General features: G+C 57.5%; 9 protein-coding genes. 5 read left to right on the top strand and 4 right to left on the bottom strand.

Annotated elements, in window-relative coordinates; translation table 11 throughout:
* Positions 1-293 precede the first annotated feature (293 nt).
* Positions 294-1718 carry a PLP-dependent aminotransferase family protein gene (locus AB7245_RS45970; protein ID WP_439035927.1) on the top strand — a complete coding sequence of 475 codons (1425 nt, stop codon included), beginning with the start codon at positions 294-296 and terminating at the stop codon, positions 1716-1718.
* A 444-nt stretch (positions 1719-2162) separates the two neighbouring features.
* On the opposite strand, the gene AB7245_RS45965 is transcribed toward AB7245_RS45970, so the two are convergent.
* Positions 2163-2924 carry an IS5 family transposase gene (locus tag AB7245_RS45965; protein WP_439035926.1) on the bottom strand — a complete coding sequence of 254 codons (762 nt, stop codon included), beginning with the start codon at positions 2922-2924 and terminating at the stop codon, positions 2163-2165.
* A gap of 212 nt (positions 2925-3136) precedes the next feature.
* Positions 3137-4582, bottom strand: coding sequence for a DUF1254 domain-containing protein (locus tag AB7245_RS45960; protein ID WP_439035925.1), 1446 nt, complete (start codon positions 4580-4582; stop codon positions 3137-3139).
* Positions 4583-5184: 602 nt separating this feature from the next.
* Here AB7245_RS45960 and nhaA point away from each other — a divergent pair.
* Together nhaA and AB7245_RS45950 are read left to right on the top strand one after the other, a co-directional pair.
* A complete protein-coding gene (nhaA, locus tag AB7245_RS45955; protein WP_439035924.1) occupies positions 5185-6525 on the top strand; it encodes a Na+/H+ antiporter NhaA in 1341 nt (446 codons plus the stop codon).
* Positions 6526-7068: 543 nt separating this feature from the next.
* Positions 7069-8439, top strand: a complete 1371-nt coding sequence (locus tag AB7245_RS45950; RefSeq protein ID WP_439035923.1) for a transposase — start codon at positions 7069-7071, stop codon at positions 8437-8439.
* A gap of 232 nt (positions 8440-8671) precedes the next feature.
* Here the strand turns inward: AB7245_RS45950 and AB7245_RS45945 are convergent, their stop codons facing one another.
* Entirely contained in the window at positions 8672-9376 is a 705-nt protein-coding gene (locus AB7245_RS45945) for a Crp/Fnr family transcriptional regulator (protein WP_439035922.1), read from the bottom strand.
* A 1000-nt stretch (positions 9377-10376) separates the two neighbouring features.
* Between AB7245_RS45945 and AB7245_RS45940 the strand changes: the two genes are divergently transcribed.
* Together AB7245_RS45940 and AB7245_RS45935 are read left to right on the top strand one after the other, a co-directional pair.
* On the top strand, positions 10377-10568 hold the full coding sequence (locus tag AB7245_RS45940; protein ID WP_439035921.1) for a hypothetical protein: 192 nt from the start codon (positions 10377-10379) through the stop codon (positions 10566-10568).
* A gap of 900 nt (positions 10569-11468) precedes the next feature.
* A complete protein-coding gene (locus tag AB7245_RS45935) occupies positions 11469-11906 on the top strand; it encodes a cupin domain-containing protein (protein ID WP_439035920.1) in 438 nt (145 codons plus the stop codon).
* 692 nt (positions 11907-12598) lie between these two features.
* Here the strand turns inward: AB7245_RS45935 and AB7245_RS45930 are convergent.
* Positions 12599-13633 (bottom strand): IS110 family transposase, encoded by a 1035-nt coding sequence (locus AB7245_RS45930; RefSeq protein ID WP_439035416.1) that lies wholly within the window; start codon positions 13631-13633, stop codon positions 12599-12601.
* Positions 13634-13664: the final 31 nt, after the last annotated feature.

Raw genomic sequence — 13664 nt, 5'->3', positions numbered from 1 at the left:
CAACGGCGGAGATCTGTACCGACTGTCCTTTTGATTGTTCCGCGTGGGTTCGCCCATTCGAATGTGGCGAATGCTTCACCAGCTTCGGCGCTTAAGCTCATCGATCTCAACCTTTGAGTCCACTATGTTCCGGTCGAGATCAGAGCCTGATCTCACGTGTATCCACGGATCCAGCGCAACCACATAATCAGCAACGTTGGCCCTTACACAGATGCAGATGGGTGACAGACTGAGTCAGTTATGCAAGTTTCTAGTGGAACAGATACCGTTGTGGGGCTTTCAGAAAGGCGGATATGTCTGAGACGTATCGACACGAATATATTGTGCGAACGCTGAGCAGCCTGATTGAGCGTGGCGTGCTGCGGCCCGGCGATCGTATGCCTTCGCTGCGAGAGACGCGTGAAAAATGCGGAGCCAGTTTGGGGACCATAATGCACGCTTATGCACGGCTCGAAGACTACGGTCTCATCGAGGCACGGCCGAGGTCCGGCTACTACGTGCGCTCACGTCTGTCACGGCCGGCCGCAGAGCCTGTGATGTCATCGCCTCCAACGGCGAGTACAGAGGTCACCGTTGCCAACTTGGTGTTCGACGTGCTTGAGGCAATCAAGCGGCCCGAAATCGTGCCTTTAGGATCGGCCTTCCCAAGTCCCGAACACTTTCCCACCGAGAAGCTGAATAAGGCGGCGGCCGATGCGGCACGCCGATTGCCCGTGTGGAGCAGCGTAAGAGATTTGCCGCCGGGCAACGTTGAATTGCGTCGGCTCATTGCGTTGCGCTACGCGGAAGCGGGAGTAGACATCGCACCCGAGGATATCGTCATAACCTGTGGCGCTATGGAGGCCATCAATCTCAGCCTGAATGCCGTTGCAAAACCGGGCGACATCATTGCCATTGAGTCGCCAACCTTCTACTCGTCTCTGCTCTCGATTGAGCGAATGGGGATGAAGGTGGTTGAGATCGCGACGAGCCCCCGCGACGGCATTGATCTTGTCTCGTTGCAAAATGCGCTGGATACCCTTGATGTGGCAGCCTGCCTCGCCATGTCGAATTTCCAGAACCCACTTGGAGCGTCGATGCCGGATGAGAAGAAACGGGAATTGGTTGCTATGCTGGCAAAAACCAACACTCCCCTCATCGAAGATGATGTCTATGCGGAACTCTACTTCGGCAAAACAAAACCTCGACCGGCCAAGTCCTTTGATCGGTCAGGGCTCGTCTTACACTGCGGGTCCTTTGCCAAATGTCTCGCGCCGGGCTCCCGCATCGGCTGGGTCATACCCGGCAGGTTTAAGTCGGAAGTCGAGCGTTTGAAGTTCATCAGTACCATTTCAACATCATCGTTGCCGCAGGCTGCCCTGGCAGAATACCTGAAATACGGTGGCTATGAGCGGCACTTGCGCGGATTTAGGCAACGTCTAACGGAAGCACTTGCAGCCATGACGCAGGCCGTGACGACGCATTTTCCTGCGGGCTGCCGGCTCACGCAGCCCCAAGGCGGTTATATGCTTTGGGTCGAAATGCCAAAGTCGATCGACGCATTGCGGTTGCACCAACTGGCCTTGGCGGAAGGGATCAGCATCGCCCCCGGACCTCTTTTTTCAGTTAAAAGAAAATACAAGAATTTTGTCCGCCTGAACTATGGCCATTTTGATGTCAAATCGACTGTGAATGCGGTGCGGACATTGGGCCGCCTTAGTGCTGATCTGATGCGGTAGAATCGTATAGTGCCTTTTGTTGCTCAGCGAGAGTCGCGTTGCTGCTTGGTACTTAACGGACGTCGATAGTTGGTGGTGTCCGCTTAAATCGCTTTCGCCGAAAGGACGAGGTCGCTTGCGCTCACGAGGCAGTGCCGTCATTCGATGCCGGATCGGTTGGGCGCCCCAATACCGAACGGGCCACGAAAGTCATCTCGCAGGTCGAAGCAATCCCAAGTCCTAGTTCAAAGACTTAGCTGATGGACGAGGCCGGCCGTCACGTGGCTTCGCAAGCGCGGACGGATCGCCCATAATTTCGAGGCGGCTGCCGAGCTGCGCAAGGCGATGGAAACACGGATCGGGGCCAAGGCGCTATGCAACAATTAGAGTGCAGTCCTCCGTGTCACCGCTTCGGAGAGACCCGCAGCGATCGATTCCGTAATGGCCCTGATCTTCGCGCCGCATTTAGGGCGTGGACTCATAAACGCGTAGCCAAACCCGAATGGCTGCGAGCTTGATGAAGGCAAGGTAGTTTGCGGCGAGTTTGTCATACCGAGTAGCGACGCGCCGGCATTGCTTGATCCTGTTGAAGAAGCGCTCCACCAAATTGCGAGCCCGGTACAGATATGGGCTAAAACAAATTGGGTCTTTGCGATTTCGCTTCGGAGGAATGTTGGCCCACGCACCCTGTTCAACGGCGAATGCTCTGATCCAGTCCGCGTCGTATCCTCGATCAGCAAGCAACATCGCGCCTGATTTTAGATCAGACAGTAGCTCGGTGACGAGCCGGTTGTCATGGGCCTCACCGGTGGTCAGTTCAAGGCGAACGGGCATTCCGTTGGTATCGACGCAAGCGTGTATTTTGGTCGTTAGCCCACCTCTCGACCGGCCCATCAGCCTTGCTTCGCCCCCTCCCGCGCAACCGCCGTGCTGATGGACGCGGACAATGGAAGTGTCGATCATCTGGACGGAGCCGTCATGGGTTTCGGCGAGGGCCTCCATGATCAAGTCCCAGATGCCAGCCATCCGCCAACGAACGAACCGGTTGTAGCAGGTCGTGTAAGGCCCAAAGCTCTCGGGCAGATCGCGCCATGGCGCGCCTGACCGCAATATCCAGAAGATGCCGTTGAGGACACGTCGGTCGTTGACCCTCGGTACGCCGCGCGGCTTGTTCGGAAGGAACGGCCTGATGGCAGTCCACTCAAAGTCGGTGAGTTCGTATCTCATGATTCGAGGCCCCCGGTTCGGGAGCTTGAATCACGCCTATCTCCCTGTTTGCAACGCCGTATTGCAGGTCCGAGATGGGCCGGATAGCGGACATGCTGCAGATATGTCAAAAACGACGCTAATGACCCAACTCGGACGTCGAATTTGTCTCCGATTTAACTGCGCAGTTGGGAAATACCGCACCGGTGCGTTGGCGCCAGCGCGGTACAAGTTTAGCTCGCCTTTTGCACCGCCGGGGGCTTCCACGAGCCGTTCAGGATCGAAGGCGACTCATTCTTCGGCCAGTACATCCTCAGCATCGGAATGAACTCGCCCTTCGGAGTCGGAAGCCAGTTCGCCTCCTTGTCCTTACCCGGCGATTCATTCTGGAAGTAAATCGTCAGCGAACCATCGGCATTGAACTTTGGATTGTCGCGCAGGCTGGCGGTAAATTTGTTCAGCGGGTTGGGAACGAACCACCAGCCCTGGTCGATCATGTACATGGTGATTGACCAGAAGCCGTTGACCGGCGGCGTCGCGTCCTTGGCGAAGGTCAAGGTGTACTTGTTTGCGCCCGTCAGCTTCTGTCCCGTCGAATCGGTCTCCGTGTAGGGATAGACTGCATCCCGCTGCTGGTTGGCGGGCCAACCGAATGCCGCCACCACAGCGCGCGTCATGTAGCTGTCGGGGCCGTAGGTACCTAGTCCCTTTGTCACCACCCAGCCGTCGATGATCCCGCCCAAGGCTGCCTTGTTGTCTTCAATTTTCTTCAGGGCTGATTGCGGAATGTCCTTCAGTGCAGCCTGCACAGCGGGATCGAGCTTGCTCATCTCAAACGGCTTGCCGGGTACGATACCGATCTTCGCCATGCTCGCGAGGATGGGGCCATCTCCCGCCGCTGGCGGTGCATCCCCACCCATTAGCGTCGCCAAGAGATTGAAATATCCCTCTGTTCCCATAGTTATGATGACCGGTTGCGGCTTATCGGTCATGCTGAAGCCGGGATTCGGATTCACCGGCGGCGCGACAGGTGTATACGACTTGCCCCATGAGGAAAGCGGCGTGATCTTGTACTGTGCCTGCAACTCGTTGACTGCCTTGTAATCCTGTTCGGTGCCATCGGCATAAGTTCGGCCCAGAATGACCATGTAGCGCGTCGCCATGGGGAACTGCTTCATGCCTGCCGGTACCTCGCCCTTCCAGCCAGGGCCGGTGAACAGGTAGTTGGCGGCCTTGCCGTCAGCCGTGCGTCTGCTCGGCGATGACTCGGAGTCCGACATCCAAAGGTCGGTCAACTCGAACAAATAGTAACGATTGCCCATATCTGGATGACTGAACACCTGCGGTTCAGTGAGGTCGAGCCAACCAAGAGAATAGAGTGTGTCCGCATTTGGCGCCGAAACGCCACGATAATCGGCCGGCGGATAGCGCGGAATGTTGATGAACTGTCCGGTCGGCGCCGTAACCCCTTCAACCTTTGGCACATTGCTCATCTGAACCCGGGTGACATCGGTCGTGATGAGCGAATAGCCGTAGATATATGCGCCCTCGGCGATTTGCCGCGCTTCCTCAGGAGTGACTGCTTGTGCGTTTGCAGGCAGGGGCATTCCGTTGAGGACTGTGAATGCCAAGCTGGCCGCAGCCGCGCCGTTTACGAATGATCGTCGGGTCGATTTCATGGCGAACTCCTCACTTTGGTTCAAAAGGGGAGACAAGCGCTCGTCGAACGTAAGGAAAATTCAGCGGCTCAACACGACGCCAAGTTGACCTTAATCTTTGAAGCATACCATTAATTGCACTCTAAAACCAAGCGTGCCATGACCTCTGTTGGCCCATCGCGCCGTTGACGCGGTACAACTACATGTCGGCTGATGGGGGCAGACCGGAATGTTTGCAGCCGAGCGCGAAACCGACGCGATTGACCCAAAGACGACATGCCGCTTCGCCAATCCGCACGCAAAAGGAAGCAGGAGGGCTGCCCTTAGTTGGCTGGCACGTTTACGGGAGGAAGCGGCATCGTCGGGTGGATGACCAACTGATGCGTTCTCGACGAGAATGCGAGCGCCAAGGCCAAGACGGCCACCATGAAGATAATCATTCCCCGCATTAGGCGATCTTAGAGCAAAGTCAGCTTCGACCAATATGACCGAAGTCTAACAGGCGCCTTCTTCCAAGGTTGAATTGGCATTACCACGATGTATAATGGCATTAGGGTGCTCGCTGCATAGAGCAGCGACAGGCTAAGCGATGGTCGGGCCGCCACGCGGAAGGCGTGCGCCCCATGAATGATAGACCTTCATTTGACGATCTGCCGAAAGCCCAGCGGCTGGCGGAGCAGGCCCTCAGCACCTTCCATCGATACCTGCATGTTGAGGCTGTCAGCGGTGCCGTGCTCCTCGTTGCCGCCGCCGCTGCACTGATCTGGGCCAACTCTCCGTTCGAGCATAGCTATCACGCCTTCTGGAACCTTCCGCTCACAATCGGTGTCGGCGAATACGGCTTTTCCCGGTCGTTGCATTTCTGGGTCAACGACGCACTGATGACCGTCTTCTTCCTCGTCGTGGGCATGGAGATACGGCGCGAGGTCCATGAAGGCGCACTGAGCAGACTCGACCAAGCCATTCTGCCGCTGGTCGCCGCGACTGGTGGCGTCATCGTTCCGGCGCTCATCTATCTGAGCCTCAACAGCGATCCGGCTAGAGCGCAGGGCTGGGCCGTGCCGACCGCGACAGACATCGCCTTTGCAGTCGGAGTGCTCGCGCTACTTGGACGAAAGATCCCGGTCAATGTGCGTGTGTTCCTGCTTGCTCTGGCGATCATCGACGACATCATTGCGGTGCTGATCATTGCCCTGTTCTACACCGCCAGTCTTCAGCCTAGCGGTTTCATCATCGCGTCAATTGGCGTTCTCGCGGCTTTAGGATTTCAGCGCATCGGCATCGGTTCTGCGCCGTTCTACGTATTGCCCGGCTCTTTGGTTTGGATCGGGTTCACGGTAGCCGGGATCCATCCAACCCTTGCGGGTGTCGTGCTCGGGTTGATTACTCCGGCACGCACCATACGGATGCGGGAGCCGCCGCTGGAAGTTGTGTCGCGAGTGCTGAAACAGCTACGAAGCAGCGATGCGGTGAAAGCGAGGGATCCGCATCTGTTGGAGCAACCGCTGCGAGACCTTCGTGTAGCTCACCGCGAGTTATTGCCGCCGGTGTCACGGGTGCAGATGGCAATGCATCCGTGGGTGGCTTACGGCGTCATGCCGATCTTCGCGCTAGCGAATGCCGGCGTCAGCTTAACCGGCACTGATCTCTCCGCAGGGGGCCACCTGGTGATGATGGGCACTGCGCTTGCCTTGGTCGCTGGAAAACCGCTTGGCGTCGTCGGTGCGACTTGGGTCGCGGTACGAATGGGCTGGTGTCGCCTTGCTCCTGGAGTTTCGTGGGGTGGCGTCTGTCTGGTCGGCCTGCTGGCTGGCATCGGTTTTACCATGTCGATCTTCATCTCGATGCTCGCCTTCTCCGATGAAGGATTATTGAGGGCGGCGAAACTGGGCGTCCTCTTCGGTTCGCTTGTCGCCGCCACACTCGGCCTTGGCTGGGGCGCCACTTACGTGCGACGTCAGTGAAAGCGGGCTCAAATGTCTTTCAAAGATCCCCACGTATCTTGTGTATCGTTTGCCGTCGAGATTCTGCCCTCCGGGGTTACCCAAGTGATGATCGTAGAAACTGGCTTGCACCTAAATCCGAAACATTCCTCGTACAATAAATCCGCCGTGGAAGGTCTCATTTCGGCCACGCAGAAATATGCTAGCGTCAACATAGAAGGTCCTGCCGCTATTCGGCTTGTTTCGACCCAAAGCGGGGAGGTCAGACTGTCTGCTCCCGTTGTTCGTCGGAATCGGCTCTATCGGGCTCCGCCATCTCGCCAAAGATTTAATCCGCCGGTAGATCATCAATGAAAGATGATAAACTTCTATTCTGGCTTACAGGAGTGGCGGGCCTCCTTGCGATCGGCTACTCGCTCTACCTTCTCTATTTCATTTTCGGTTGAGAGTTGTGTGCGATGTTTGGGATGTCGGCTGTTGGCCGATTTTGTTGCAAAAGTCGGTTGAGACGAGCCGCGAACCGTGATTCCGTTGTGTTGACGCGAATCTCGGCGAGGTCGATCCATGATGGGCCGTGTGAAGAGTGACCAAGGTCAACTGTTCTACGAGTTTCATCTTGGCGACGCGGTTCCTGAAGATCATTTGGTGCGGAAGATCGACGCTGCTCTCGATCTGTCCTGGCTTCGCAGTGAACTAGCACCTCATTATTCGTCCATGGGTCGCCCGTCGATCGATCCGGAACTGATGATCCGGATGCTGGTCGTGGGATATGTCTTTGCGATCCGCTCGGAGCGATTGATCTGTCGTGAAGTGCAGGTGAACCTTGCCTATCGCTGGTTCTGCAAGCTCGGGATCGAGGACGCCATCCCGGATCATTCGGCGTTTTCGCGCGCCCGCAACGAGCGCTTCCGCGAGGGAGACGTATTTCGCCACATGTTCGAGCGAGTCGTCGAGAGGTGCATTGCGGCCGGCCTGGTTGGCGGCGATGGCTTTGCAGTCGATGCGAGCCTGATCCAGGCTGATGCCAACAAGCAACGCTCGATCGCAGGTCAGGACTGGCGGAGAGATCGTGATCCAGCGAGGTCGAGCCGCGCGGTGAAGGAGTATCTGGCGACCCTTGACGATACGGCGTGGGGTGCCGCCAGCGATGTTGTCCCGAAGTTCGTTTCGCCATCCGACCCCGCGGCGCAGTGGACTGGGGCTCACAAGGGGCCGGCATTCTTCGCTTATTCCGACAATTATCTCATCGACGTGAAGTTCGGCGTCATCGTTGATGTCGAGGCCTCCCGCTCCATTCGCCAGGCTGAGGTCGGGGCGGCGAAGACCATGATCGAGCGAACAGAGGAGCGCTTCGGCCTCAAGCCGGAGCGGCTGATCGGAGATACCGCCTACGGGGCAGCTCCGATGCTGAACTGGCTGGTCGAGGAGAAAGGCATCGCGCCACATATCCCCGTGTTCGACAAGTCGAAGCGGGATGACGGCACCTTCTCGCGCAGCGACTTTCGATATGACCCGACCAGCGACGTCTACGACTGCCCGGGCGGAAAGCGGCTTGGGACGAGCGGTACCGTGCACGAGGGCAAGACCCTTCTGTATCGCGCAAGCAAGCTCGACTGCAATGCATGCCCGCTCAAACCGCAGTGCTGCCCAAAGGAACCATCACGCAAGATCCCACGCGATATCCATGAGCACGCTCGAGACGTGGCCCGGTCGTTGGCTGGCACCAAGGGCTTCGAGCAGTCGCGGCATGAGCGCAAGAAGATCGAGATGAGGTTCGCACACTTGAAGCGTATCCTGAAGCTCGGTCGGCTCCGACTACGTGGTCCACGAGGCGCTCAGGACGAGTTTGTTCTGGCCGCTATTGCTCAGAACCTACGGCGGCTCGCATCGCTGGTTGCGCGACCGCCACCCGCTCAGGCTCTGTGTACTGCGTAGCGTAAAAGTTGCGTAGAGAGTGTCCGGGTCGCGGGACCAAACCCCGTTACCCCAAGTGAAATGGTCGAGCCACATCACCAGTCACTGCCGACTTTTGCAACAAAATCGGCCCTAAGCCGAATACCGCAAGAGCCGCCGCCACTTCCGCTATCCGGGGAAGACGCGACGTTACGGGTCGTTGGGCCGAGCGCCGCTTTTGACCCGAAGCGGAAGTGCAACCAAGGGGGAAGGATTACGCCGCCTGCGGCCCGAGCAATGCTTGGTAGTACGATTTAACGGTCCCGTAGCATTCGCAGACGGTTTCCTGCAGGCCCTCTAGATCGGTGATCTGTATTTGGCCCCTCGAATATTTTATCATTCCAGCCTGTTGAAGCGTTCGGGCATGCAACGTCACGCTGGTTCGCTTGACGCCCAACATCTCGGCGAGAAATTCCTGGGTGAAATGCAGATTGTCGGTGTCCGCTAGATCCCTTGCTCGGAGCAGCCATCGGCAAAGTCTCGCCTCCACCTGATGGGCTGCCATGCAAGCAGCCGATTGGCTTGCCTGCGCGTAGACCGTCTGCTCATGACGAAAAAGCGTCGATAGCAAGGATTGACTTTGAAGCACCGCGCTTCTGAGTTCACTCACTTTGCACGTCAGCGCGGGCCCGGCGAGTTGGACTATGGCTCGATTGACGGGAATGTTCCCGCCAAGAGCGGCGAATGCGCCGACTACCCCATCCTTACCGACCATCGCGGCTTCAATTATCTCTCCAGAGGAGAGACCCACCACATGCGAGATAATCGCCCCAGTCGGGAAGTAGATGTCCGTGACCGTGGCTCCCGCTTCAAACAGAACCTTCTCATGGTCCAGATATACGGATTTCAGGTGTGGCCTAACGGCCGTGGCGTCACTCTCGGACAGAGAGGCCAAGAGCAAATTGCCGGAATTGCGCATGTCATGCTCCCGAGTACAGGCGGGAGCGCAGAGAACTCTCAGTCAGCGGCGCCCAGAAAGACTGCCGCTAATGCGGACACCCTAGGCCTTTGCTTGGTGATAGCGAGAGCTTTCTTTTAGGTGTGTCGGGAACTCAACCGACAGGCGTCGGGATCAGGGATTGGGATGGAATTTTGGAGGCGCCGCGATGGCCCAATATGATCCTGAAACCTTGATTATCCTCCGAAGGGCGCTCGATGAAGCTTGGGCAGATCTATCGGATGGCTCCAAATCCCAAACCCTAGAATCTGAGATTGCTCAGCGCGTCCTGAAGCTGGCGGCCCGCACCCAGTCAGATTCGAGCTTCTGCCTCGTTAGTGCCCGCCACCGCATCTAAGCCAAGCGCTTCAGCGGCCAGTTATAAAAATCTACAGTGGCTTGAATTGAAATGTCGGGTACGGGACAGAGGACGAAGGCGGAACGCGCTTAGAATTGGCTATTTATTTTGTTGCGGAGTGTGCGCCATGGGTCAGATAGGGAAGCGTACAAAACACCAAACCACCTTTGAAGAGCGTCTAGCGGCGGAGGCTCGGCAGTTCAAAGAAGCGGCTGAAAAGCAGCTTCCGGGTAGTAAAGCTCGCGAGTTGCTTTTACGCCGGGCGCGACAAGCCGAAACAGCTTCGCACATCAACGAGTGGCTAACCTCTCCGGGGCTTGCCTCGCCCAAATGAACGAGGATCGCGCCTATTTGATGGAGCCGGACGGCCGTATCCGTAGCCGGGCCGATCTAGACTGCGAGCATAAGATGGCGATGATCGAACGAAGGAGTGACGCGAGTACCGAACTAACCGTCGGAACCAACGCCCCCTTTCTGCGTTTCGCAGGCCGTACAGCTTTTGCCGGGAGGGGGCGCAGTGACAGTTGAGCGCGTATTTCAAGTCGCCATTTTTGGACTGTTCATTTTTTCGGCCGTCTTGGCGGCTTTGCTCGTCCTAAATCCATGATGAACCAAAAGGCGCCGTTGATCATCATCGATGTGTCGAACCCCGCCGCTTTTTCGGGGAAAGGCAGCATCATTGTGCTTGAATACACAGATGAAGATGTCGCCTTAAAAGTGGCCCGCAAAATCGCTGAAGAGACTGGCCGCTCCGTCACAGTTCGACGCGAGGACATGGGGGTGATCAGTTCGATACCGGCGATCACCACCCACTGAAACCCCGAATGTCAGCATCTGCCCCTGGCTGTGTGAAAACACGAAAGATCGAAACTCGGCTAGAATTACATTCTTCAGTTCGTTCTCTAAGTTCAATCGCTTGCGCGTCTGACCGCGAAGACGGTCTTGAGCGAATAACTTGTTCTATCGCCGCCTAGTGTCCTGGCGTTTTCACACAGCCAAGACCCAAAGGCGACCTTCGAGCTAAGCGTTGGGTGGCCCCCACACGGTTTCTTCCGTCCAACCGAGACCAGCAAACTCCGATGCCCTTAATGGCGCTTGTGAGATTGAGCTCGAAGTCTGCGTCTGGCTCACCGCAATGAATCCCATGCCTGCTAACGGAGGTCAGGACAAGAGCGGACTCGTGCCCCCAGCCGACGTTTGGCCGGCAATGAAGTATCCTAATTTGTTGATTAGGAACCAACACGGGTTTATGCATTGTAGAGGGACACGCGCAACCAAGAAGTCGCTTCCATGGTGGACAGGCTTAGGCGTTCGTTAGAGCAGCTGGAGTCGCCGATCTGCCCTGACTGCCAGCTCGAGATGAGGTGGTCACGTTCCACGTTGGTGGGCGTAGAGCCAACGGAAATCATCCACGTGTTTTCCTGTCCCCGCTGCCACAGGGTTGATGAGCAAAAGTCGACAATACGCGCATCGGCCATAGAGTAACAATGCCTCAATTGGCAGCCTCCTTCATCCCCCAATGTCGCCTGTTGGCCCGTAGGCGAAGATGGAGGCGACGTTCAGCACGACCGTAGTCGGGGCCAGACCGGACATCGCGCGCTCGCGGCCAAACCGACGCTTCTGACCCAAAGCCGCCTTTGGCTAGCCGTCGCTCGTGGCGCAGCGTTCTGCTATTGTAGCGTTTTCATCGATGAGTATTGGCGAATGGAGCGCGCGATGCCAAACAGCAAGGAGATCGAGGCGAAGTCGCACAAGCCGACGCCGCCGGGCTATGTGCTTGGCGCCGAAGAGGGTGAACACCTGATCCATTTTCGCGATGGCGGCAACATCTTCATCAAGCTCGACCCCGTGACGGGATCTCATAGTCTTGGCCTGGGCACGCAGCAGCTACCCAAGGGCTCGGGCATTCCGGTTCACCGGCACCTCGACAGGGATGAAGCCTTCTACGTCCTGGAAGGCAGCGGCACGGTCACCCTCAACGAGGTGCGTCATCGTTGCGAAAGAGGCGGAACGATTTTCATACCCAAGAACACGTGGCATGGTTTCAGTAGTCCAGATCAGGAACTGGTTCTGCTGTGGATCATGGCCCCCCGGGCCTCGACGGTTTCTTCCGCGCAACCTGCAGCCGACGGGGCGAACCTCGAAAGGAATTGACGCGGGAGCAGATCAACGCGATTGGTCTCAAATATGGTGCAGAATACCGATAGGCGTGCTCAAGCATTTGCCCCAGGAGGCTTAGACGCTAGGTCGGAGATTGGCCCTCGATCGCCGGGCAACAAAATCGACAGACAACAGCTTTTCTATCGCACCACTCAGAGGCGGCCCGGTCGCCGTCCGTAAGCCGGTGCCGGGCCTAACCACCGCGCGGGGGAAGTACTCGCGCGGCGGCTAGCCGAGATATGCTTCAGCTTCGAGGCAGAGAAAAGGTCAAGCCTTCGCTCCCATCCCGCTCACCTGTTTACACCGGGGCGACTTCCGCTTCTGGCCCCTTTTCGGACTTGAGGCGATGTCCGGATTGAGTCTGCAATAGGCCGGATAGCGGACATGCGTCGGGCTCGCTCACGAACCTCGATTTATGAGTACACGCTCTTCTGTAATGGGCCCGATGATGTCAAGCCTCCCGAGTGAATGTCACGCCGCCGAGCTCATGCTTCTGTCCGTGGTCAACGCCTGGCCGCCACATCATGCTGTCAGAGGGAGCGGTGAGCCTATCTAGATACGCGTGGTCCGTCAGAAGACGGCCACTGGGCGTGTAACGGCTTCACCGGATCCACCGTCCCGGCGACGGGACTTCGGGCACCAGGCTCAGTTCAGCCCGGTTGCATTCCAATTCTTCTCCTCGTGTTCTATGCTGCGATCGGGGCCGCGTCGGTCCATCGGTAAGTTGTGCCGTCGACCCAGATTCGATGCAGGATCACTGCGAGCTTGCGTGCCAAGGCGACTTTTGCGCGCTTCGAGCCTCGCCGCTTGGCGACGTCCATCCCCCAGCGCTTAAGTTTTGAGAATCGCGTGATGCGCGATAGCAGAACGTTGGCGGCCTCATACAACACCGTACGCACTATCTCGTCGCCGGCCAGCGTGATCCCGCCCGTGACGTCCTTTTCTCCCGATTGGTATTTCTTTGGCGTGAGCCCGAACAGCGCGCCTGCCGCCTTCGATTTTACAATGCGATGAGGATCATCAATCGCCGATTTGTAGGTAATCGCCACTAGGGGACCAACACCTGGCACTGTCATGAGCCGGCGACAGACCGCATCGTCACGCACCGTTGCCAGCACAGCTTTGTGTAGCCTTCCGTACTCTGCCTTCAAGGCCGATCGTGCCGAAAGCATCGCTATGGCAATGCGTTCCAATGTCGCCTGACCCGCAACCAACTCTCGGATCCGCGCTTCGAAATTCTTCCGCGTCACCGGGCCAACCTTCAGCCCAAAGCCACGCAAAATCCCGCGGATACTTAACTCCACATCGATAAGTCGCCCAAGAAGCTGTTTGCGCGCAACCAGCAGCGCTCGGATCTCTTGAGCCCCTATCGACTTTGCGTGCACCGCGCGGAACCATCCCATCCGGATCAACTGGGCAATTCCGCGTGCATCCTTGCGATCCGTCTTCACTGTCATCGCCGACAATGCTGCCTTCACATGCCGTGTTTCCAGCAGAACCGTCTCGAATCCTGCTCTTTGCAGCCCCGCATGCAGCCATTGCGACAGTGGCCCAGCCTCCAGCCCGATCCGATTCACTGCAAAGCCAAGCGTCTCGAAAAATTCGACTAAGGCGTCGGGTTCGCTTGCGACCTTCGCCTCCTTCAGGATCTTACCCTGGGAATCCACAACGCATACGCTCGACAGTTCCAACGACACGTCAATTCCGGCATAATTCTCCACGGCTGTCCTCCGTCTCCAGATGCTTGGGGCC

The sequence above is a fragment of the Bradyrhizobium sp. 604_D8_N2_3 genome (assembly GCF_051810765.1).
GTDB lineage: Bacteria > Pseudomonadota > Alphaproteobacteria > Rhizobiales > Xanthobacteraceae > Bradyrhizobium > Bradyrhizobium barranii.
The sequence above is the reverse complement of the archived record's forward strand: the minus strand, read 5'-3'. Positions and strand labels throughout refer to the sequence as shown.